This is a genomic window from Bradyrhizobium zhanjiangense (assembly GCF_004114935.1).
GTDB lineage: Bacteria > Pseudomonadota > Alphaproteobacteria > Rhizobiales > Xanthobacteraceae > Bradyrhizobium > Bradyrhizobium zhanjiangense.
The window spans coordinates 6,745,566-6,764,322 of the sequence record NZ_CP022221.1; the positions used below are offsets into that span (position 1 = coordinate 6,745,566).

Genomic DNA, 18,757 nt, shown 5'->3' on the forward strand with positions numbered 1-18,757 from the left:
AAGCAATCCAGAGTCCCACCGCGGAGATAGTCTGGATTGCTTCGCTGCGCTCGCAATGACGATGAGGTTGGCATCGCACGTTTCTCAATGACACTTGAAATAATCGAAGGGTTCGCGGCAGGCCTTGCAGCGCCAGAGCGCCTTGCAGGAGGTCGAGCCGAATTCGGACAAGAGTTCGGTCTTGTCAGAGCCGCATTGCGGACACGCGACGGCCTGTCCGCCGAATAGGGCGCGGCGCGAGCTTGAGGCCTGCGGCGGCGCGATGCCGTAGGCGCGCAGCTTCCGGCGGCCCTCCTCGCTCATCCAGTCGGTGGTCCAGGCCGGCGACAACACCGTGCGCACCTCCGGACGACGGAAGCCGGCGCGCTCCAGTGCAAGCTCGATTTCGAGTGCGATCATGTTCATGGCCGGGCAGCCCGAATAGGTCGGTGTGATCGCGACCTCGACGCGATCGCCGTCCAGAATGACGTCACGGAGCACGCCGAGATCGGCGATGGTCAGCACCGGAATCTCGGGATCGACCACGCTCGCAGCAGCATCCCAGGCCCGCTGGCGTAGCGCGCTATCGCGTTCCAGCACCGTCACCATGTCGACCCCGGGAAGGTGCGCTGCATCGATTGCAGCTCGGACAGGAGATGGCCGAGATGCTCGCTGTGCCGGCCAGAGCGACCACCCTGCTGCATCCAGTCGTTCTGCGGCAGCTCAAGTGTCGCCTCTCTGACGATATCAGACAACGTCGTCAACCAACGATCGCGCAAGCTCGCCGGATCGATGGCAATATCGGCATGGATCAGGGCGCGCTCGGCTTCGTCCACGGCAAACATCTCACCGGTGAACGCCCAGAGATGATCGATCGCGGCCTGCGCCCGGGCGCTGCTTTCGTCCGTGCCGTCGCCGAGCCGGATGATCCACTCCGAGGCATGGCGCAGATGATAGGCGCTCTCTTTCTCCGACTTGGCCGCAATGGCGGCAAGCGTCGTATCGCGCGAGGTCATCATCGCGCGCCAATAGAGGTCGGCGAAGGCGGAATAGAAGAACTGCCGCACCAGCGTCTGGGCGAAATCGCCGTTCGGCTGTTCGACCAGCAGTAGGTTACGGTATTGCCTGACGTCGCGCAGATAAGCGAGTTTGTCCTCGTCGTTGTCGTTGCTTTCGACCTTGGCGGCGTAAGTGTAGAGCTCGCGCGCCTGGCCGATCAGGTCGAGCGCGATGTTGGACAGCGCCATATCCTCTTCCAACATCGGCGCGTGCCCGCACCATTCCGACAACCGGTGGCCGAGGATCAGCGCGTCGTCGGCGCGGCGCAGCGCGTACAGCACCAGCGGCGTTTCGGAGACCTGGATGTTGGCGGCTGGCATCACATGTGCCCCACTTCTTCGGGCACCTCATAAAAGGTCGGGTGCCGATAGATCTTCGACTCCGCCGGTTCGAACATCATGCCCTTGTCGGCCGGATCGCTCGCGGTGATCGCTGTGGACGGCACGACCCAGATCGACAGGCCCTCGCCGCGGCGGGTGTAGATGTCGCGGGCAGCCTGCAGCGCCATCGTCGCGTCGCTCGCATGCAGCGAGCCGACATGCTTGTGCGCAAGCCCGTTGCGGCTGCGAATGAAGACTTCCCACAGCGGCGTGTTCGGCGTGGCCATCGTGATCTCCCTATTCCGCGGCTTGTGCGGTGTGACGCTGCGCGCGCTTTGCCGCGTAAGCGGCTGCCGCCTCACGCACCCAGGCGCCGTCCTCGTGTGCCTTGCGGCGCGCGGCCATGCGATCGCGATTGCACGGGCCGTTGCCGGCGAGCACCTGCTTGAATTCGGTCCAGTCAATCTCGCTGTAGCGCCAGTGCCCGTCCACATCCTGCGTCATGGCTGGATCGGGAATGGTGAGGCCGAGATATTGTGCCTGTGGCACGGTGGCATCGACGAACTTCTGGCGCAGCTCGTCATTGGAGAAACGCTTGATCTTCCACTTCGTCGAGGTGTCGCTGTGCTGGCTCGTCGCATCCGGCGGGCCGAACATCATCAGCACCGGCCACCACCAGCGGTTCAACGCATCCTGCGCCATTGCCTTCTGTTCGTCGGAGCCGCGGCACAGCGTCAGCATGATCTCGTAGCCCTGGCGCTGGTGAAAGGATTCCTCCTTGCAGACGCGGATCATCGCGCGCGCATAGGGGCCATAGGAGCAACGGCACAGTGGGATCTGGTTCATGATCGCGGCGCCGTCGACCAGCCAGCCGATGGTGCCGATGTCGGCCCAGGTCAGCGTCGGATAATTGAAGATCGAGGAGTATTTGGCTTTCCCCGCCAGCATGGCGTCGACTAGCTCTTCGCGCGAGGTCCCTAACGTCTCGGCGGCGGCATAGAGATAGAGCCCGTGGCCGCATTCGTCCTGCACCTTGGCGAGCAGCGCGGCCTTGCGGCGCAGCGTCGGCGCGCGGGTGATCCAGTTGCCCTCCGGCAGCATGCCGACGATCTCGGAATGGGCGTGCTGGGAGATCTGGCGGGTGAGCGTCTTGCGGTAGGCCGCCGGCATCCAGTCGTTCGGCTCGATGCGCTCCTCGGCATCGATGCGGGCCTGGAATTGCGCAGCTCTGGCCGCGTCCTCAAGACCGCGATCGTCGGTCTCGGCCGTGTTCAGCGCCTGCGTGTACATGCGCACCCTCCCGATTTGTTGGGAGAAAATATATAACAGAATTTAGTTCATGCAAGATATTTCTGTAACATATAGATCAGGCGCCGAACCTCCGTTCCAGAAGCTTCCGCGCCGCCGGCAAGGGTCCCCTCTCGTTGGTTCCATGGCTGTCGAGCCATTGTTCCGACGGAGCCAGCAGTGCGCGATAGATCTCGCCACAAAGCGCACGCGCTGCCCTGCCCGGCCAATCCGCCGGCAACAGGCTTTCGGGCAACAGCGGATCGCGCAGCACGACGCGGCGGTAATAGTGGATCAGGAGGATGCGCGCGGTGAAGGCGTCAGCCTCGGATAAATCCGTGCCGCGCGCGATCGCGGCACGGAGCGGCTCGAACGTCTTCATGAATTTCAAATAGGCATCCGCGGTGCGGTCCAGCGGCCAGCTCGCGCTGAGCAAGCGGCGGCCGCTGTCATCCTCCGCCGAGACTTCGAGACGGATCGCGCCCACGGCCTCGTCGGGCACCGGTACGCCCGACGGCGCGACCCATACGCCCGGCAGCGGAGTGCCGAAGCCGGCATTGCGGAGCGCTTCGCGCGAGGCGTCGCGGTCCTCGCCGTTGCCGATCAGGAGCAGCTCGAAGCGCCCGGTCCAGTCGGACGGCGGCGGATCGTAGATGTGGCGCGTCGCGGCCTCGAAGGTCTGGCGCCCCTTTTCGGCCAGCCGGTAGAAGCTGTTGCGGCCGACCTTTTCACGCGTCAGCCAGCCATCGGCCGCAAGGCGCGACATCGCGGTGCGCACCACGCCGCTGTCGATGTCGAGGCTTTCGAAGAACTCCAACAGCGTGCCGAGCCACACCACACCGCCGCGCGGCACGATGGCGTCACCGAACACGGTGATGACGATGGAGCCGGTGCGCGACGGCTCGCGCTTGAGCTGGTCGATGATGCGGGACAACGGATGCGCCATGCGCGAGGCATAGCGCGTTTGGTGCGGGCGCGACAATGGACGGGAGCGACGAGGCGAGAGCCAGGCTCGATCCTTCGAGACGGCGCTTCCTCTTCTCCCTCTCCCCGTTCTTACGGGGAGAGGGTTGGGGTGAGGGGCTGTATCAGCAAACTCAGTAGCAGACGGACTCGCGGAGATTCCCCCTCACCCGCCACGCTTCGCGTGTCGGCCTCCGAAGGAAGCGATCTACCTGTGCGGATCGGGATAGGCGAGGCTCCGCCAGCCGCTGCGATCGAACGGCCGCCACTGGCCTTCTTTCTGCGCGAGGCGGTCGGCGACCGCATAGACCACGGCGGGATGATGACCCATGCCGCAATGGCTGCTTTCGACCTCGATGCTCTCGGTCTGCGCTCCCGATTTCTCCATGCAGCCCTGCCAGGCGCAGACGCCGTCGGTGCGGCTGAAGATGGCGGTGGTCGGCACCGGCGGCGGGAGGGCGAGCTCGCCGCCGAAACGCGGATCGACCTCGTCGGCCTTGCGCCCGCTCGCCCATTCATAGACGCGCCAGGCATTGGTCGAGCGCGGATTGCCGGCAAAGGGACTGCCGAGCGTGATCACCTGGCGTACGCGCTCCGGCATCATCTTGGCGAGCTGGCGCGCATAGAGGCCACCGAGGCTCCAGCCGACCAGGCTGATCTTGCGGCCATGGCTGTCGCTGAGCTCCTGGACCAGATCGACCATCGCGTGCTGGACGCCGGGGCGCAGGCCGTAGTTGCGACCCTGGCGCCAGCCGCTCACCGCATAGCCCTTGCTGGTCAGAAACGCGCGCAGCGCGCGCGTGGACGCATCGGAGGCCACGAGGCCTGGCAGCACTAGCACCGGATGCCCATCGCCGCGGGGCGCAAGGCTCAGCAGTGGCAGCGCGCCGAGGAAGGCGCCGAACTCATGGATCGCACGCCCCTCCAGAAACATCAGGGTGCGGGACGGCGGACGCAGCGTCTGGGCAGTTGCGGTCATCAATGTTTCCCCTGGGACGAATTCCTGGAAAGGCCGCCGGCTGCGATGCCGGCAAACGGGCGTGAATTCCAATACGCCGGCTTCTTGATCGTTCCGCAGCGCAACATGAATCAGCTAGGCGGCCGGTTCCCGACATTCAAGCGGGAGAGACGCAAGGCGACAATAGGCCCGCACGTTAATGCTAATGGCCGTGACGCAAAAGTCACAGCAATCGGAGCAGGAATTCTACGGAGTAGAGCGCAAGTCCCGCGAGGCCGCCGATCAGCGAACCGTTGAAGCGGATGTATTGCAGGTCGCGGCCGATGTTGATTTCGATCAGCGAAATCAACTGCGTCATATTCCACGCCTTGACCTGGTCGGAGATGAAAGTCGAGACACCGCCCTTCTGATCGGCGACGACGCTGCGCAGCACGGTCACCAGGCCCTTGTTGATCTCCCCGCGCAGTTCGGCATCGCCGGCGAGCGCTTCGCCCGCCGCGACGAACATGCCGGCGAGATGATGCTGGAGCACTTGCGTCTCGCCGCTTGCGCTGCGCTCGATGAAGGAGCGCGTGTTGGCCCAGACGGTGCGGGCGAGATCGGCAAGCTCCGGCCGCGCCAGCAGATCGCGCTTCAGGCCGTCGATGCGGTCGATATAGGCTCGGTCGGTGCCGAGCTGGTCGACGAAGTTCAACACCATGCGATCGAACTCGCCGCGGAACGGATGTTTGGGGTCGCTGCGCACTTCATTGAAGAAAGCGGTGGCAGACGCCATGATCTTGTTCACCAGAAACTTGTCGGCGCGATAGAGCCGCAGCAACGTCGGCAATTCCGCGCGCACCTTCTCGCGGATCATCGCCATCGTCTCCTTCTGATTCAGCGTGTCGTGCATCACGCGCAGGAGATCGTCGAACAGAATCTGGTGCCGCCCTTCCGCCACGAAGCCGCGCAGCGTGCCGGCCGCAAGCGGTGCAAGATCGATCGCCTGGAGCTGGGAGGACATGCGGCGGATGATGAAGGTCATCAGGCCCGAGCTTTCCGTCGCTGAGAACGCCTCCGGCAGCAGGCGGAGCGCAAAGCGCGCGAGATCGTCGCTGCGCTTGCGATCACGCAGCCAGTCGGCAACGAAGGAGCCGAAATCGATTTCCTTCAATTTGGCCTCGACGGGAGCGGTCTCGAGGAAATGCACCTGGATGAATTCGCCGAGTTTGTCGGCGATGCGGGCCTGGTTGCTCTGGATGATCGCGGTATGCGGGATCGGCAGGCCGAGCGGCCGTTTGAAGAGCGCGACCACGGCATACCAGTCGGCGAGCCCGCCGATGGTCGCGGCTTCCGCGAAGGCCGCGATGAAGCCGAACACGGGATGCACGTTCAGCAGGAGTTTTGCGACAGTGAACAGAGCGAGTGTCGAGGCCAACACCAGCGTCGCCAGCGCTTTCACGCGCCGTAGCTCCGCCGCGCGTTCGGCGTCACCGGGGGTGTCGAAGAGATAGGTGCCTGATGAACCCATGACTGCATCACCCTACCCGTCATTGCGAGCGAAGCGAAGCAATCCAGAATCTTTCCGCAGAGAGACTCTGGATTGCTTCGTCGCAAGGGCTCCTCGCAACGACGACTGCGGCAGCGCAAAACAAAGGCCCGCCGAAGCGGGCCTCAAATTCAGTTTGTCGTCGGGCGCCGTATCACGCGGTCTTGTTGTAGACCTTGGCGAAATTGTCCTGAGCGGACTTCGCGCCGTTGGCTGCGAGCTTGCCGAGATAGTCGGCGGTCGCCTTGGCACGCGAGACGAACACTTCACCGCGGGCGCGGAGCAGGCTCGACTGGATCTCGACGGCCTCGCTGACCGACTTGGCGGACGCGAGCTTGTCGATGCCCGAGAAGAACGCCTCGGCGTCCTCATAGATCGCCTGCTGGATGTTGCGGCTGATCTTGCCGGCCTCGGCGACGGATTCGGTCACCGCGTTCTCGACGGCGGCGGTCACCCGCTCGGAGCCGGCGAAAGCTTCGGCAGCACGGTCCTTGGCGGTATTGGCGGTCTTCTTGACGAACTCGCGGGCGGCCTCGGGAACTTCCAGATTCTGGATGTTCTTGAAAGCGTCCTTGAAGCCCTCGAAAGCGGTGTTGGTTTCAGTGGTCATGGGGTTCTCTCCATCCTCATTGGTCTGAGCTATGGGCTCACCCCGTCCGCATCGGCCCGGGGCACGGCTTATATGGCATAGTGAATTGTGCGATGCAATATTCGTATTGCACTGCGATATCACGAAATCGTGAAAAGCCTTAACAAAAGGCGCCACACTGCCCTAGTTGGAGGCCGTCTCGGACAAATTAGGTCCGTACCGGAGCGATCTTCGCCTTAGTGCTGGACCGCGCCTGGCAATCCATAGGCCTCCATCTGAGCCTGAACCTGCGCGATGTTGTGCCCCAGCACGACAATGTCATGGGTCTTGCCGTCGATATCCCGCACGTGGTCGCGCAGCAGCGCCTCGGCCTTGAAGCCGAGGCCTTCGAACAGGGCGACCGCCGCCTGCTGGTCGACCGTCATCTGCACCGAGAGCTTTTCCAGGCCAGCACCGAGTGCAAGTGCAAAGGTCTCCTGTGAGAGCGCCTTCCCCACACCCTGCCCGCGCACGTCGGGCGAGACCACCATGCGGATCTCGCCGACATGAGGCGACCAGGAATGCGGATCGCGCACCAGCGTGCCGCAGCCAACGACCTTGCCGTCCCTCACCGCGAGCAGGCTCGTGATCGCGCCGCGCTCGATCTCCTTGACCCAGGCGGAGAGCACCTTCGGCTCACTGATATTGCGTGGCAGGAACAACAGATCGTGGGACGGAAGACCTTGGCCGAAGGCGAGCACCGCGGCTTCGTCTCCAGGCGACATCAGGCGGATCTCGATATCACCAGCATCGGTCTTGGTGTGACGCGGATAGGAACGCTGCTCACTCATGTCGATCTCTTTCCCAGCCAGGAGTCCAGTTTCGGCCACAGCCGCTTCACCGCGTTGGCACCGGCGACGAGGGAGACGTGGCCGCCCTTCAACATCACCTCTTCCTTGTCCTCGGAGCCGATCTTCGCGATCAGGTGCTTTGCGGCGTCATAAGGCACGATGTGATCGTGCTCGGCGACAGCGTGCAGGATCGGCACCTTGATGTTTTCGAGCTTCGCCGCGCGGCCGGCGACCGACATGGTGTCGTTGAACAGCTTGTTGTCCCACATCAGGTCCTTGGTGATGGTGCGGAAATACTCGCCCGCCAGCGGCAGCGTGTCGGTCGCCCAACGGTCGAACATGCGGTAAGACTTGACGAACTCGTCGTTCCAGATGTTTTCCCAAAGCTGGATCTGGCTAACAGTGCGCGAGGCCGGGCGCAGCATCTCGAACGAAGACAAGATCATCTCCGGCGGCACATTGCCGACGCTGTCGACGAGATGGTCGACATCGAAATAGCGGCGGTCGGAGAAATTCGAGAACAGCTTCATCTCGCGGAAGTCGATCGGCGTGGTGAAGCAGATCAGATTCTTCATCGGCCCGTCCTTGTGGATCGAGCCGTAGAGCAGCGACAGCACGCCACCGAAGCAATAGCCGATGATGGAAACGTCCTGCTCGCCGGAATCCTGCTGGACGCGACGGACGCAATCCGGGATGAAGTCGAGGACGTAGTCCTCCATCCGCAGGCTCTTCTCCTCCGGCCGCGGTGCGGTCCAGTCCAGCATGTAAACGTCGTAACCGCGCTTGAGCAGGAACTCGATGAAGCTCTGGCCGGGGACGAGGTCGAGAATGTAGCCGCGATTGGTCGTCGCCATCACGATCAGCACCGGGATGCGGTAGATCTCGTCCGACATCGGCCGGTAGTGGTAGAGGCTCATCGTGCCGCGCGAATGCAGCACGTCCTTCGGTGTCGAGCCGAGCGTGGGGCCGGAGGTCGAGAAATATTCGACACCCTTGATGCTGCGCTGGATCGCGCGCTGCACCTCGGTCTGGATGCGCTCCGGGATAGATGCGAAATCAAGTCCCGTCGGCGCATTCATTTCTGCTCTCCGTTTTCGGAGGGCGGACGCTTCGTCCGCGGCGGCCGTGGCGTCCCATCGGAGCCTTGCGAGATGCCCGAACTCGCCGCCATTTGGCTCAGCATCGACTTCATCTCGCCGAGCTGGGCTTCAATGGACTGGAGCCGCTCCGCAAGACCCGTGACCTGCTCCCGGCTCGGCAGGTTCATTGCGACGAGGTATTTCTCCACGAGCTCGCCGATCTGCTTCTGAGCACCTGCAGCAACTCCTCCCGCACGGTTCATCGCCTGTGAAAACTCGGGCGATGACATGGCCTGGTTGGCGAAGGAGTTGAACCCCTTCTCCATCTCGCCCACCATCTTCTGCCACACGGCGACGGGGTCGTTGATCTTGTCGGTCATCGGCGTCCTCCAGATGTCGAGAGCTTCGATGCCCTTCTTTTTGGCCATACCACACCGTTGCGAGGGGCCGGTCAACCGGCAAGCGGCCCGCACACGCGGCTTCTTTGCCGCGGGAAACCGTGCAATACAACATTGGTCAGCAGCAAGGGATCGCGACCGTGACCGTCCATCAGCCGCCCCAGACCGTACGCGCCAACGGCATCGACATCTGCTACGAAATCTTCGGCAACGACAATGCCGAGCCGCTGCTGCTGATCATGGGGCTCGGGGCGCAGATGATCCATTGGGACGATGCGTTCTGCGAGCAGCTCGCCGCGCGCGGCTTTCGCGTGATCCGCTTCGATAATCGCGATATCGGCAAGTCGAGCCATCTGACTGGCGGCAAGCGGCTGACGCCGCTCGAGCTGTTGAAGCTGCGCTTCCTCAGGATTCCCGTGGCAGCGACCTACAAGCTGATCGACATGGCCAGGGACACGGTCGGGCTGATGGATGCGCTCGGCATCAAGTCGGCGCATCTGGTCGGCGCCTCGATGGGCGGCATGATCGCGCAGGAAGTGACGCTGTCGTTCCCCGAGCGCGTGCGTTCGCTGACCTCGATCATGTCAACGACAGGCAATCCGCGCGTGCCGCCGCCGACACGCGAGGCGGCCGCCATGCTGATGGCGCCGCCGCCGCGCAGCAAGGAGGAATTCATGGTCCGTTTCGGCCAGACCTGGAAGGTGCTGCGTGTCGGGCATTTTCCCGAGGAGGAAGCGCTCGACCCTGGTCGTGCCGAGCGGGTGTTCGCGCGCGGACTCAATCCGGCCGGCGTTGGCCGGCAGCTCCGCGCCGTGCTCGCCTCCGGCAGCCGCAAGGAACGGCTGCATGGCGTGAAGACGCCGACGCTGGTCATTCATGGCACCGTCGATCCCCTGGTCCATCCCGAGGGTGGCAAGGACACGGCAGAGTCAATTCCGGGCGCAAAGCTATTGATGATCGAAGGCATGGGCCACGCGTTGCCTATGCGGTTCTGGCCGGAGATCATCGGCGCGATCGACAAGCACGCGCATGGCGCGGCGGCGCAGGCGGCGTAGACCGCGTCTCCTTACGGTGACCATGTGAGCGGCTGGTTACTCTCTTAACGAAAGCCGGCACGGAAGCTATACAGGCCTTCCTCAATCGCAAAGAGGCTGCGGCCTCTCGGAGCTCACATGCATTCGATCGTCCGACCAGGCGCAATGATCACTGCTGCAATTCTCATGCTCTCGCTCGCCAGTAGCGCTGCGATGGCCGGTAGCGCGCAAGAAGAAGCCAATCGCAAAACCGTGCTAGCCTTCTACGAGAAGGGGCTCAATCAGAAGGACGCTGATGCGGCCCTCACCCATGTCGGCGACCGCTACGTCCAGCACAATCCAAACGCGGCCGATGGCCCGGATGGCTTCCGAAAATTCATCGGCTTCCTGCGCGAAAAGTTTCCGAACTCGCATAGCGAGATCAAGCGCAGCTTCGTGAATGGCGACTTTGTGATCCTCCACGTTCACTCCGTTCGCGAGCCCGGCAGCAAGGGGCGCGCGATAGTGGATATCTTCAAGCTCGAAAACGGCAAGATCGTCGAACACTGGGACGTCGTTCAGGACATTCCTGAAAATCCCGCAAACAACAACACGATGTTCTGACGGATAGAACCGGCGCTGCGGATACGGGCCTAGCGCTTCCGCGCGATCCAAATCACGTGGCGCGCGCCGCCGCCCCTGCCGGTGGCGCGGACGTTGACTTCGTTGACGTCGAAGCCGGCACGGCCGAGGCGTTTGGTGAAGGCGGGGTTGGGTCCTGAAGACCAGACAGCGAGCACGCCGCCAGGCCGCAGCGCCGTCTTCGCCGCCGTGAGCCCGCTCACGTCGTAGAGCGCATCATTGCCCTTCCGGGTCAGCCCTTCCGGCCCGTTGTCGACGTCGAGGAGAATGGCGTCGAAGACGGAACGCTGCGCCCGGATGATCTCGCCAACGTCGGTCTCCCGGATGCTCACCCTGGGATCATCGAGGCTGTCGCCGAAGACCTGCGCCATCGGGCCGCGTGCCCAGGCCACCACCGCAGACACGAGTTCGGCGACCACGACCTTCGCGTCGCTTCCGAGCACGGCAAGCGCCGCACGCAGCGTAAAGCCCATGCCGAGGCCGCCGATGAGGACGACGGGCTTTAAGACATTCTCGATCTGCTTTGCCGCCAGCGTCGCGAGCGCCACCTCCGAGCCCGACAAGCGGCTGTTCATCAGCTCGTTGCTGCCGAGCTTGATGGAGAACTCCTTGCCGCGCCGCATCAGGCGCAGCTCACCGTCGGAACCCGGGATTTGCGCGGTGTCGATCTTTTCCCAGGGAATCATGGGAGAGCTTTAGCACGATCGGAAATCGGTAGGGTGGGTTAGCCGAAGGTGTAACCCACCACTTCCGTATCCGCGGTAAGAGACCTTGATGGGTTACACCCAGCGAACTGCGCTTCGCGCGTTCGCAAGGCTAACCTACCCTACAATCTCGCCCTATCCGCCCGCCCAGACGTCCAGCACATAGCGGTTCTTCGCACCCATCTCCTCGATCCAGCGTGCGCTGGCCGCGGCATCGTTGCCGCTCTTCTCGCGGTGGATCGCGACGAGCGCTGCCTTCACGTCGGGCTCCATCTTACCGCCGTCGCCGCAGACGTAGATGATGGCGCCCTGCCCGATCAGGGGCCAGACCTTGTCCTTCTGCGCGGCAAGTACGTGCTGCACATAGGTCTTGGGTCCATCCGCGCGCGAGAACGCCGTGAAGAGCTCGGCGATGCCGCTTGCCGCCAGCGCCTTCAATTCGTCCGCATAGAGAAAGTCCTGGTCGGGGTGGCGGCAGCCGAAGAACAGCATTGCGGGACCGAGCGTGGCCCCCTTCGCCTTGCGCGCGGCGCGCTCCTGAAGGAAGCCGCGGAATGGGGCAAGTCCCGTGCCCGGCCCGATCATGATGATCGGCACGGATGAATCATCGGGAAGCCGGAAACCGGCCTTGGTCTCGCGCACGGTCGCATAGATCGCATCGCCCGCGCGACGGTTGGCGAGATAGTTCGAGCAGATGCCTTTGTAGGTGCCGCTACCGGAGGCTGCCGGACCTTCGACCACGCCGACGGTGACGCTGCATCGCGCCGGGTCGACCGACGGCGAGGACGAGATCGAGTAGTAGCGCGGCGCCAGGAGCGAGAGCATTTCCAGATAGACGTGGAAGGGCAGTTCGCAGGCCGGATATTCGAGCAGCAGGTCGAACACCGATTTGCGCCTGGCCAAAATCTCGGTGCGGTAGCGCTCGAGCGTTTCAGGCTCCTCGCCAACGAACCCCAGCAATTTCGGCTTGGTGACCGGGCAGCGGGTGTGCTCGGCCATGATCTGGATCTGCTTGCGCGTCGCGATCTGCTGCAGCTCGACGAATTCGCTGAGCAGACGGCCGACCGACACGGCCTCGCCGACCGGCAATTGCGCACGGCGGCCTTCGGCCACCTGAAGCCTGATCTGATCGGCCGGCAGGAAGCCGAAGCGGCGGGCGACCGAATCCACCAGTGTCGGGTCGTTGCGCGGAACGACGCTCAAATGGTCGCCGACGCGATAGGTGACGTTGGACGGCAGTTGCACCTCGATGTGGCGTGTCGAACGCTCCGATGGATTGGCCCCGCTCCTGTTCTGAAGCTCATCATTGACCAGCACCTTCATCGCCACCGCGCCGCCCTGGGCGACGATGGTGTTGACGGCAGTCACCGCCACCGGCTCGATCGCGTAAAGCGGATCGTCCTCCGCGGTGCGGGTGAAATTCCAGTCGATGCCGAATTCCTTGGTCGCGACCTGGGCAGCCGCCGGGAACCATTTCTGGAATTGACCGTCGAGATCGCTGCGCGCATCGCCTTCGCCGCGCGGGAAGACGGCGCGCCCGCCATGCGCCGACAATTGCTCGTCGATGAAGCGCGGCACCGACTGATAGGTCGCAGCCCAATCGCTATTGCCGCAGCCGAACACGGCGTAGCGCACATTGGCAAAGGCATCCGTCGGCAAGTCACCGCCGAGCCATTTGACGAACTGCGTCGCATTGTCAGGCGCCGCGCCGTTATAGGAGGCGCAGATGATCAGCACGCCGCCTTCCTGCGGCAGCTTGCCGACGTAATCGTCGAGCGGGCCAAGGTGAACGGCAAAGCCGTTGATCTCGGCGAGATCAGCCATACGCGTCGCCAGCTCCTCGGCGGTGCCGAGATTGGACCCGTACAGCACCAGCATCGGCGTGTTGTGGCCCGGCCGCGCGGTCGGCTGGCGCGGCGCCCTCGGTGCCGAGGCCACAGCCGCGATGGGCCCGCCGTAAGCACCGCGCTCGCGATCGGCGCGTGGGCGCACCTTGATCTTGAAGCCTTCCGGCTTCATCGTCAGCGTTTCCTTGAGGTGCATCTGATAGCGCTGGTGATCGATCAGCTTGAAGCGCTGCAGGATCATGCCGAGCGCAAGCGCAGCCTCGTGCATGGCAAAGCCGCGGCCGATGCAAGCGCGCTGGCCGTTGCCGAACGGCTTCCAGGCATTGATCGGCCGCTTCGCTTCCGCTTCGCGGCTGAAATTCTCGGGATCGAACGCATCCGGGTTCGGTCCCCAGACGCTGGGATCGCGATGCAACGCCGTCACCAGGATGGTGGTGAAGGTGCCCTTCCTGAGCTTGTACTTGCCGCCGCCGATGGTCTCGTCGTTGAGCGGCGAGATACCATAGGCCGGCGCCGGCGGCCACAGCCGCAGCGCCTCCTTCAGAATCTGCGTGATGTAGGTGAGCTGCGTCACCTGCTGATAGGTCGGCTTCGCATTGACGTCGGGGCCGAAGACGCGGTCGACCTCATCATAGGCCTTCTTGAGGATGTCCGGATGCTTGAGCAGTGCATAGAGCGTGTAGGACAACAGGCCGCTGGTGGTCTCGTGGCCCGCGATCAGGAAAGTGTTGATCTGGTAGCGAATGTTGACGTCATCGAGCTGCTCGCCGGTCGCGCGGTCGACGCCGGTCATCATCGCGGCCAGCATGTCCTTCTTGTCGTCGATCCCGTCCGCACTCTTGCGGCGTTCTGCGATGATCTCGTCGACCATCTTGTTCATGAAGGCGACGTCTTCGGCCAAGGTCTTGCGCCGCTTCTGCATCCAGAGCTGCTCGAACGGCAAGCCGCGCGTCATCATGATGGTTTCGAGCGAGCGCACCAGCGACTCGACGAAGGGGTGGTAGTCGCGCCGGTAGAACGAGTTGAAGCGATAATCGAAGCCACACAGGCCGATCGTATCAAGCGTCAATGCGGTCATATCGTGGACGACGTCGATCTCGTCGTCGGCGTTGAGCCGCTCCCATTTGTGGACGAGTTGCTCGGCGATATCGACCATGCTCGGATGATAGGACTGCATGGCGCGGTTGCCGAACGGTTGGAGCAGAATGTTGTGCGCCTTGCTCCAGTTCGGCTCCTTGGTATCGGCCGTGAACAGGCCGTCGCCGCCGACCGCACGCACACGCCGCAGCGCGCCGCGCACCGTCTTGTCGAAGCGCTTCTCGTTGGAGAGCTCGTCGACGAGATCATGGCCGGAGACAACGACGATCGGCGAGCCCATCATGTCGAGCCAGAAGATCGGACCGAGCTCCTTGGCGAGCCGCGTCAGGTGCTGCACGGGGGCGGCCGAATCCAACGACAACATGTTGCCGACCACCGGCTTGGTCGGCGGATGCGGGATCGGGTCCAGTCGGTTCTTGGATGACATGAAAAGCGCTTCCCCCTCAGTAACCCTCGTCATTGCGAGGAGCTCTTGCGACGAAGCAATCCAGAGTCTCTCCGCGGACACATTCCTGGATTGCTTCGCTTCGCTCGCAATGACGACCTAGCCAAACCTCCTTCTACGCCATTCGATCAGTTTGGCGCTGACCTCCTCCGGCTTCTCCTGCTGCGTCCAATGGCCGCTGTCCGTGACGAGATACTTTTCGAGATCGGGAATCAGCTTGTCCATGCCATCAGCGGAGGATGGCGGCAACACCGCGTCATTCTCGGCCATGATCATCATCGACGGCACGCGGACCGTATGATCGAGCCCTTCGGCACGCGTCCAGTTGCGCGACATGTTGCGGTACCAGTTGATGCCGCCGGTGAAGCCGGTTCTGGTGAAGGCATCGACGAAGACTCTCTTCTCTTCCGGCGACAGGATCGGCGTACGCGGATCGTGCTTCGCGTCATAGCCGGCAATCATCTGCGGAAATGCCAGATTGAGCCGCGGCGAAGCGCCGACACCGGCAACCACCTCCTCCGGCGGCGCGTCGGCCGGGCGCGGCACCGGCTTACGCATGAACGCATCGAAGGTCTGTTCGACACGGCTGCCGAAAATCCTGTCCGGCTCGCGCGCCGGATCCTGGAACTGCACGATGTACATCTTCTCGCCGAAGCGTGCACGCAACAGCTCGATCGGATCGGCCCAGGCGCGATTGGTGTGGGGCGTGTTGATGCCGACCACGCCGGCGACCCGGTCGATGTGCCGCAACGGCATCTGCCAGACGACGAAGCCGCCCCAGTCGTGACCGACGAAGATCGCCTTGTCGATCTGCAGATGATCAAGCAGTCCGACGAGATCGCCGGTCAGGTTCTCGATGTCGTAGGCCTCGACCGGCTCGGGCCGGTCGGTCGCACCGTAGCCGCGCTGGTCCGGCGCGATCACGCGGATGCCGGCCTCGCTCAACGCCTTGATCTGGTGGCGCCAGGAGAAGGCGAGCTCGGGCCAGCCGTGGCACAGCACCATCGGCGGCTTGTCATCGGCCGGGCCAGCCTCGTAATAGCCCATGCGGATTCCGTTCGTCGTCGCGAACTTGAGCGGTGGCATTTCAATCATGGCGACCTTCCTACTCGGCAGCGCTCTTGACGTCGGCCGCGGGCGGCACATAGGCCGCTTCCAGTGCGGCGAACTCTTCCGGCAGCATGTCGCACATCACCTGTACATGCGGAATGATATTGGCGCCAACGATGAAGCCGAAATCGAGCTGGTCCCGATAGCTCTGCACGGTGATGTTGAGCGCCTGCCCATGCGTCGCGATCGACACCGGGAAGATGTGCAGCAGCTCGGCCCCTGCGGCATAGAGCGTCTGCCGCGGTCCCGGCACGTTGGACACCGTGATGTTGGCGGCCGGCGGCAGCACGTCCGACAGATTGGAGCGGCTGTAGAGCAGCGCCAGGATCTGCACCATGATCGGTGCGCCCAGCATCGAGATATTGGAGACCTGCGGCATCAGTGCCCGCAGCGGATGCGACATCTCCTTGGACTTGGTCGATTGCGCGATGATCGCTTCGAGCCGCGCCTTTGGATCGGCGATGTTGGTCGCGATCGAGCAGATCATGCCGAACACCTGGTTGTTGGCCTCGGTGTTGCCCTCCTCGCGCAGCGAGATCGGCACGGCAGCCGTGAGGGATTTCGCCGGCAGCGTGCCATATTGCTGCAGATAGCGGCGGACCACGCCTGAGGCGAGCGCCAGCACCACGTCGTTGAGCTTGCCGCCGGCCTGCTTGGCTAGCGCCTTCGCCCGTGAAAGTGAAATCGATACGCCGGCGAAGCTGCGCTCCGACGAGATGGTCTTGTTGAGCATGGTCGGCGGCGACACCATGCTGGCGAGGCTCTCGCGCGACTTCGGGTCGGCGACCTTGCCGAGCACGTCGGAGACGCTCTTGAGCACGGTCGGGATGTTACCGGCAAAGCGAACCGCGCTCTCGATCTGGTACATCGCGTTGTCGAACAGGATCGAGCCGATGTCGCTCTTGCCGGTGCGCGGCAATTGCAGGTTCTTCGCGGCCGCCGACGCATCGAGCGGCTGGCTGAAGAGCTGCTGATAGGAATCGAGCAGGTTGGCGGCGATGTCGCGCGGCTCCTGTCCGGGCTTGGCTCCTGCCGTCGGAGGATCGACCTTCCGCGGAATCGGCGAGATGTCGTAGATCATGTTGGTCAGGGCCGCACCGGCGCCGCCGTCGATGGCGGCGTGGTGCATCTTGGAATAAAGCCCGACCTCGTTGTCCTTCATACCCTCGAACACGTAGAACTCCCAGAGCGGACGGGCCCGGTTCAGGAGCTTGGCATGCATCCAGCCGACAATGCGTTCGAGCGTGGCGCGGTCGCGTGGCTGCGGCAGGCTGGCGCGGAAAATGTGGCGGTCGATGTCGAACTGGTCGTCCTCGACCCAGGAGGGATGATCGATGTCGAGCGGCGCCTTCTCCAGCCGCGCCTTCAGGATCGGCGCGATGTGCAGGCGCGAGACGATCATCGCCTTGAAGTCTTCGAAGAAGTCGCCCTTGTAATCGTCGGGTAGGCGAAAGATCGCCATGCTGCCGACATGCATCGGCATTTCCGGCGTTTCCAGATAGAGAAACGACGCGTCCAGCGACGACAGCTTCTTCCCGTCAGCCATAGTTCCCTCCCGCAGGATTTCGACGGGCGCCTTGGTCGGCGCTTCTCGTCAGGCCGATACTGCCTGTTCCGGCGGGGCATATGCAATGGCAAACGGCCCGGCCCGGTCAAATGGCCAGAATTCTCCCTCCGGTTGTGCCAGGCGGTCCGCCACGGCCCATAGCGCCGCGGGGTTGACCCCGAGCCCGATATGGCTCGCCAGGTGCACCTCGATGTTTTCGGCACGGTCGGAAGGACGCAGCAGACAGGTCCGCCAGTTCACGACACCGTCGGCGCGCGAATAGATCGAGCTCGTGGGCACCGGCAGATCGCCGGCGATCGCCTCGCGCTGTTCGGCAAAATCCTCGACCCGCTCGCCGGACAGCGCCTCGTATAGCCGCGTGGCGTTGGTCGCCCGCACGTCGTTAGCAAAAGGGCTACCGAGCGTGACGACATAGCGGACCATTTCCGGCGCCTGAAGTGCGAGATCACGGGCATAGACGCCGCCGAGGCTCCATCCGACCAGGCTGACCTTGCGTCCGGACGCGGCATGGATTTCGCCCAGACGAACGCGCAAGGCGTCCCGCATCCGTCCGAGCCCGCCGAGATTGCGGCCCATCCGCCAGGCATGTGCCTCGTAACCGAGCTCGCTGAGATAGCGCCGCATCGGCGCCATCGAGAGATCGCTGGCGAGGAAGCCCGGCAGCGCCAGCACCGGATGGCCGTCGCCCCTTGGTGCGCGCATCAGCAGCGGTGACAGCAGCAGGCTCGCATTGAGTTCGAACAGGCCCCGCGCCTCGGCAAGCAGCAGTCCGACACCCGGCGGACGAAGCCGGCCTGGATCCAGCGTCCCGTCCGGCCCTGACGACACTATTTCTTCTTGTCGCTACTGCGCGTGCCGCCGAGGCCGGCCATCGCGACGAACATGTCCTGAAACCGCTCGGCGAGCTTGGGATCGTATGTAAACCAGCTCTGAACCAACGATTCGGGCGAGACCTTGTCGATGTTGCTCAAGACCTGCTGCTGTAGCTTGTCCATCACCGCCGTCTGCATCGGCGACACGTCGGGCAATCCAAAGAATTGGCGGGCCTCGAGGGGGGTGCAGTCGATTTCGATGTTAACTTTCATATCCCCTCCTGATGAGATTCGAGCGGCCTGCCGCCAGTATCGCCGCGAGTTGTGGTGCGACGCAAGCGACCTGAGGGGAAGCTGCGGCGACCGGCTTTCGCAATCGACGGGAATGGTCAATCAAATTGTCCGGCGCGACCGCAGCGGACGGCTGAAACGAAGAGGGCCGCCAGGGCCCATCTCCATCGTTCCGGAGGACTTCACAGGGCGAAAGTCGGATGTCGTTTGCGCGCCAGCCTCCCCTAGATTGCCGGGC

The 18,757-nt window shown here is 63.6% G+C and carries 19 protein-coding genes; 2 read left to right on the top strand and 17 right to left on the bottom strand.

The genetic code is table 11. The features are described 5' to 3' along the window. Window positions 1-84: 84 nt before the first annotated feature. The 11 genes from paaD to XH85_RS32395 form a co-directional block, all read right to left on the bottom strand. Complete coding sequence (gene paaD, locus XH85_RS32340; RefSeq protein WP_128935096.1) at window positions 85-588, bottom strand: 1,2-phenylacetyl-CoA epoxidase subunit PaaD; 504 nt, start codon at window positions 586-588, stop codon at window positions 85-87. Next, window positions 582-1,358 (bottom strand): 1,2-phenylacetyl-CoA epoxidase subunit PaaC, encoded by a 777-nt coding sequence (gene paaC, locus XH85_RS32345; RefSeq protein WP_164939974.1) that lies wholly within the window; start codon window positions 1,356-1,358, stop codon window positions 582-584. The genes paaD and paaC overlap by 7 nt, the downstream gene beginning before the upstream one ends. Beyond that, on the bottom strand, window positions 1,358-1,645 hold the full coding sequence (paaB, locus tag XH85_RS32350; RefSeq protein WP_106942621.1) for a 1,2-phenylacetyl-CoA epoxidase subunit PaaB: 288 nt from the start codon (window positions 1,643-1,645) through the stop codon (window positions 1,358-1,360). The genes paaC and paaB overlap by 1 nt, the downstream gene beginning before the upstream one ends. A gap of 10 nt (window positions 1,646-1,655) precedes the next feature. Continuing rightward, complete coding sequence (gene paaA / locus XH85_RS32355; protein WP_128935098.1) at window positions 1,656-2,648, bottom strand: 1,2-phenylacetyl-CoA epoxidase subunit PaaA; 993 nt, start codon at window positions 2,646-2,648, stop codon at window positions 1,656-1,658. Window positions 2,649-2,724: 76 nt separating this feature from the next. Then, complete coding sequence (paaX, locus tag XH85_RS32360; RefSeq protein ID WP_128935099.1) at window positions 2,725-3,591, bottom strand: phenylacetic acid degradation operon negative regulatory protein PaaX; 867 nt, start codon at window positions 3,589-3,591, stop codon at window positions 2,725-2,727. A gap of 225 nt (window positions 3,592-3,816) precedes the next feature. Next, window positions 3,817-4,587: a lipase family alpha/beta hydrolase gene (locus XH85_RS32365; RefSeq protein WP_128935100.1), complete on the bottom strand. Its 771-nt coding sequence runs from the start codon at window positions 4,585-4,587 to the stop codon at window positions 3,817-3,819. A 202-nt stretch (window positions 4,588-4,789) separates the two neighbouring features. Beyond that, window positions 4,790-6,076 carry a DUF445 domain-containing protein gene (locus tag XH85_RS32370; RefSeq protein WP_128935101.1) on the bottom strand — a complete coding sequence of 429 codons (1,287 nt, stop codon included), beginning with the start codon at window positions 6,074-6,076 and terminating at the stop codon, window positions 4,790-4,792. Between the two features lie 172 nt (window positions 6,077-6,248). Further along, window positions 6,249-6,704 carry a phasin gene (locus XH85_RS32380; RefSeq protein ID WP_128935103.1) on the bottom strand — a complete coding sequence of 152 codons (456 nt, stop codon included), beginning with the start codon at window positions 6,702-6,704 and terminating at the stop codon, window positions 6,249-6,251. 215 nt (window positions 6,705-6,919) lie between these two features. Continuing rightward, entirely contained in the window at window positions 6,920-7,513 is a 594-nt protein-coding gene (locus XH85_RS32385; RefSeq protein ID WP_164939973.1) for a GNAT family N-acetyltransferase, read from the bottom strand. Beyond that, window positions 7,510-8,592: a PHA/PHB synthase family protein gene (locus XH85_RS32390; RefSeq protein ID WP_128935105.1), complete on the bottom strand. Its 1,083-nt coding sequence runs from the start codon at window positions 8,590-8,592 to the stop codon at window positions 7,510-7,512. Before XH85_RS32390 ends, XH85_RS32385 begins: the two co-directional genes overlap by 4 nt. Next, window positions 8,589-8,972: a hypothetical protein gene (locus tag XH85_RS32395; protein WP_128935106.1), complete on the bottom strand. Its 384-nt coding sequence runs from the start codon at window positions 8,970-8,972 to the stop codon at window positions 8,589-8,591. Before XH85_RS32395 ends, XH85_RS32390 begins: the two co-directional genes overlap by 4 nt. Window positions 8,973-9,130: 158 nt before the next feature. Here XH85_RS32395 and XH85_RS32400 point away from each other — a divergent pair, with 158 nt between their 5' ends. Both XH85_RS32400 and XH85_RS32405 read left to right on the top strand, forming a co-directional pair. Further along, window positions 9,131-10,045 (top strand): alpha/beta fold hydrolase, encoded by a 915-nt coding sequence (locus XH85_RS32400; RefSeq protein WP_128935107.1) that lies wholly within the window; start codon window positions 9,131-9,133, stop codon window positions 10,043-10,045. Between the two features lie 117 nt (window positions 10,046-10,162). Next, the gene (locus tag XH85_RS32405; RefSeq protein ID WP_128935108.1) at window positions 10,163-10,627 is read left to right on the top strand and encodes a nuclear transport factor 2 family protein; all 465 of its coding nucleotides are present in this window, start codon (window positions 10,163-10,165) and stop codon (window positions 10,625-10,627) included. A 29-nt stretch (window positions 10,628-10,656) separates the two neighbouring features. Here the strand turns inward: XH85_RS32405 and XH85_RS32410 are convergent, their stop codons facing one another. The 6 genes from XH85_RS32410 to XH85_RS32435 all read right to left on the bottom strand — a co-directional run bounded on the left by XH85_RS32410 (window position 10,657) and on the right by XH85_RS32435 (window position 18,501). Next, on the bottom strand, window positions 10,657-11,331 hold the full coding sequence (locus XH85_RS32410; protein ID WP_128935109.1) for a spermidine synthase: 675 nt from the start codon (window positions 11,329-11,331) through the stop codon (window positions 10,657-10,659). A gap of 153 nt (window positions 11,332-11,484) precedes the next feature. Then, window positions 11,485-14,721 carry a bifunctional cytochrome P450/NADPH--P450 reductase gene (locus XH85_RS32415; protein WP_128935110.1) on the bottom strand — a complete coding sequence of 1,079 codons (3,237 nt, stop codon included), beginning with the start codon at window positions 14,719-14,721 and terminating at the stop codon, window positions 11,485-11,487. Window positions 14,722-14,838: 117 nt separating this feature from the next. Then, window positions 14,839-15,834 (bottom strand): alpha/beta fold hydrolase, encoded by a 996-nt coding sequence (locus XH85_RS32420; RefSeq protein WP_164939972.1) that lies wholly within the window; start codon window positions 15,832-15,834, stop codon window positions 14,839-14,841. Window positions 15,835-15,844: 10 nt separating this feature from the next. Further along, the gene (locus XH85_RS32425; RefSeq protein WP_128935112.1) at window positions 15,845-17,395 is read right to left on the bottom strand and encodes a WS/DGAT/MGAT family O-acyltransferase; all 1,551 of its coding nucleotides are present in this window, start codon (window positions 17,393-17,395) and stop codon (window positions 15,845-15,847) included. A gap of 48 nt (window positions 17,396-17,443) precedes the next feature. Next, the gene (locus XH85_RS32430; RefSeq protein WP_128935113.1) at window positions 17,444-18,244 is read right to left on the bottom strand and encodes an alpha/beta fold hydrolase; all 801 of its coding nucleotides are present in this window, start codon (window positions 18,242-18,244) and stop codon (window positions 17,444-17,446) included. Beyond that, on the bottom strand, window positions 18,244-18,501 hold the full coding sequence (locus XH85_RS32435; RefSeq protein ID WP_091891548.1) for a DUF6489 family protein: 258 nt from the start codon (window positions 18,499-18,501) through the stop codon (window positions 18,244-18,246). Before XH85_RS32435 ends, XH85_RS32430 begins: the two co-directional genes overlap by 1 nt. Window positions 18,502-18,757: the final 256 nt, after the last annotated feature.

Excerpts from the sequence above, each read along its gene's own strand:
- paaD (WP_128935096.1), bottom strand. The coding sequence starts at position 588 with ATGGTGACGGTGCTGGAACGCGATAGCGCGCTACGCCAGCGGGCCTGG.
- paaC (WP_164939974.1), bottom strand. The coding sequence starts at position 1,358 with ATGCCAGCCGCCAACATCCAGGTCTCCGAAACGCCGCTGGTGCTGTAC.
- paaB (WP_106942621.1), bottom strand. The coding sequence starts at position 1,645 with ATGGCCACGCCGAACACGCCGCTGTGGGAAGTCTTCATTCGCAGCCGC.
- paaA (WP_128935098.1), bottom strand. The coding sequence starts at position 2,648 with ATGTACACGCAGGCGCTGAACACGGCCGAGACCGACGATCGCGGTCTT.
- paaX (WP_128935099.1), bottom strand. The coding sequence starts at position 3,591 with ATGGCGCATCCGTTGTCCCGCATCATCGACCAGCTCAAGCGCGAGCCG.
- XH85_RS32365 (WP_128935100.1), bottom strand. The coding sequence starts at position 4,587 with ATGACCGCAACTGCCCAGACGCTGCGTCCGCCGTCCCGCACCCTGATG.
- XH85_RS32370 (WP_128935101.1), bottom strand. The coding sequence starts at position 6,076 with ATGGGTTCATCAGGCACCTATCTCTTCGACACCCCCGGTGACGCCGAA.
- XH85_RS32380 (WP_128935103.1), bottom strand. The coding sequence starts at position 6,704 with ATGACCACTGAAACCAACACCGCTTTCGAGGGCTTCAAGGACGCTTTC.
- XH85_RS32385 (WP_164939973.1), bottom strand. The coding sequence starts at position 7,513 with ATGAGTGAGCAGCGTTCCTATCCGCGTCACACCAAGACCGATGCTGGT.
- XH85_RS32390 (WP_128935105.1), bottom strand. The coding sequence starts at position 8,592 with ATGAATGCGCCGACGGGACTTGATTTCGCATCTATCCCGGAGCGCATC.
- XH85_RS32395 (WP_128935106.1), bottom strand. The coding sequence starts at position 8,972 with ATGACCGACAAGATCAACGACCCCGTCGCCGTGTGGCAGAAGATGGTG.
- XH85_RS32405 (WP_128935108.1), top strand. The coding sequence starts at position 10,163 with ATGCATTCGATCGTCCGACCAGGCGCAATGATCACTGCTGCAATTCTC.
- XH85_RS32410 (WP_128935109.1), bottom strand. The coding sequence starts at position 11,331 with ATGATTCCCTGGGAAAAGATCGACACCGCGCAAATCCCGGGTTCCGAC.
- XH85_RS32415 (WP_128935110.1), bottom strand. The coding sequence starts at position 14,721 with ATGTCATCCAAGAACCGACTGGACCCGATCCCGCATCCGCCGACCAAG.
- XH85_RS32420 (WP_164939972.1), bottom strand. The coding sequence starts at position 15,834 with ATGATTGAAATGCCACCGCTCAAGTTCGCGACGACGAACGGAATCCGC.
- XH85_RS32425 (WP_128935112.1), bottom strand. The coding sequence starts at position 17,395 with ATGGCTGACGGGAAGAAGCTGTCGTCGCTGGACGCGTCGTTTCTCTAT.
- XH85_RS32435 (WP_091891548.1), bottom strand. The coding sequence starts at position 18,501 with ATGAAAGTTAACATCGAAATCGACTGCACCCCCCTCGAGGCCCGCCAA.